The 1,843-nt window shown below is 76.9% G+C and carries 2 protein-coding genes; one reads left to right on the top strand and one right to left on the bottom strand.

The features are described from left to right. Positions 1–1,068 (top strand): ferritin-like protein (locus ABZ641_RS35720; RefSeq protein WP_359988597.1); only part of this gene is annotated, 1,068 nt, incomplete at its 5' end. An 89-nt stretch (positions 1,069–1,157) separates the two neighbouring features. Here the strand turns inward: ABZ641_RS35720 and ABZ641_RS35715 are convergent. Next, on the bottom strand, positions 1,158–1,843 hold a 686-nt coding region (locus tag ABZ641_RS35715; RefSeq protein ID WP_359988595.1), incomplete at its 5' end, for a class I SAM-dependent methyltransferase.

Here is a 1,843-nt window from a genome sequence, read left to right as displayed (position 1 = left end):
GCCGGGTACCCGCCGGCGGCGGACCCGTGGGCGGCCGTCCCGGACCCGTCGGACGTCCCCGCACCGGGCGCCGACGGCGACGCGGTGGCCCGGCTGCTGAGCGCGCCGGGCCCGCGGGACGTCCGCTGGATCCGGCGTGCCCTGCAGATCGCCGTCGCCCTGGAACTCGCGACCATCCCGCCGTACCTCTGCGCCTGGTGGTCGGTCAAGGACCGGACGAGCGAGTCCGCCCGGCTGATCCAGGGCATCGTCGGCGACGAGATGTTCCACATGGGACTGACCTGCAACCTGCTCACCGCGGTCGGCGGCCGGCCGCGGATCGCCTCCTCCGTCCTCGGCTACCCGGGTCCGCTGCCCGGAGGTGTCCGCCCCGACCTCACCGTGTACCTCTCCGGCCTGACCAAGGCGTACGTGCGGGACGTGCTGATGGCGATCGAGGCCCCGGAGCTGCCGCTCGTCCGGGAGTCCGGGCCGACCATCGGCACCTTCTACACCGCGCTGCAGGACGCCTTCCACGAGGTCCGGCCGGCCCTCGACACGGCCGGCCAGCTGTCCGTCCGGATCGGGCCCGACGTGCTGCGGCCGGCGGCCACCCTGGCGGACGTGGACGAGGCGCTGGAGGTGATCAAGGAGCAGGGCGAGGGCACCTCGGCCAGCCCGGACGTCCCCGCGGGCCACGGCGCGCCCGCCCACTACTACGCCTTCGGCGAGATCTTCCACGAGCGCCGGGTGGTGGCCTCGGCCGACCGCTGGGGCTACGACGGCGATCCGGTGCCCTTCCCCGACACCAGGCCGATGGGCGTGGTGCCGGCCGGCGGCTGGCCGGACCCGCCGGCCGCGGCCGGCCAGCTGCTCGGCCGGTTCGACCTGCTGTTCAGCAGGGTGGTGCACGCCCTGGAGGGCGCCTGGGCGATCGGCGACCCGCACGCGCTGGACGGCGCCGTCCGGTCGATGCGCGCCCTGGAGGAGCCCGCCCTCGCCCTGATGGAGATCCCGCTGCCCGACGGCAGCGGCGTGTACGGCCCGCAGTTCCACGTCCTCACCCGCCGCCCGGACGAGCTGTCCTGACCGGACGAGCTGTCCTGGCCGGCCGGCCGGCCGGGCGTGACGGCGTGACCGCCGGGAGCCGCGCCCGCACCCGCACCCGCGGCGCCGGGTCAGCCGCGGCGGCCCCAGGCGGTGATCAGACCGGGGGAGAGGTCGGCCGCGGTGCCCTCGGCCAGCGCCCGCTCCGCGCGGATCAGTTGGTCGGGGGTGACCAGACCGGTGGCCAGCACGGCCGGGCGGGAGCGTCGCCAGGTGTCCAGCCAGAACTCCGCGATCGGGCTGCCGCGGGTCAGCGGGGGCACCGTGATCTCGGCCCCGACGTCCGTCAGGCCGAGCTCCGCCAGCAGCCGCGGGTACTGCGGCGTCCAGGTGACGTCGGTGCCGATGGTCTCCCGCAGCGCCCGCCACATGGCCCGCATCGCCAGCCGGTACGGGGTGTCCGGCGGTCCGGCGGAGGTGAGGTCCACCGCGTCGCCGAGCACCAGGCGGCCGCCGGGCGCCAGGAACCCGCAGAGCCGGGCCGCCAGCCGCCGGTGGTCGGGGACGTGCATCAGCACGAAGCGCGCGTGCACCAGGTCGAACCGGCCGGGGTCGAAGTCCGGCGCGGTGATGTCGGCGGCCAGGGTGCGCAGCGCCCCGCCGGCGTGCGGCTCCAGGAAGCGGACGTCCCGGTCGACCGCGAGCACCTCGGCGGCGCCCGCCTCCTCGGCCAGCCAACGGGCGACGGTGCCGGTGCCCGCACCGATCTCCAGGCAGCGGACGCCCGGCCCGGCCCCGGCGGCGAGCAGCCTGCGGC

Source organism: Kitasatospora sp. NPDC007106 (genome assembly GCF_040634455.1).
In the GTDB taxonomy this organism is placed as follows: Bacteria; Actinomycetota; Actinomycetes; order Streptomycetales; family Streptomycetaceae; genus Kitasatospora; species Kitasatospora arboriphila.
This window is presented reverse-complemented; position numbering and strand designations above follow the sequence as displayed.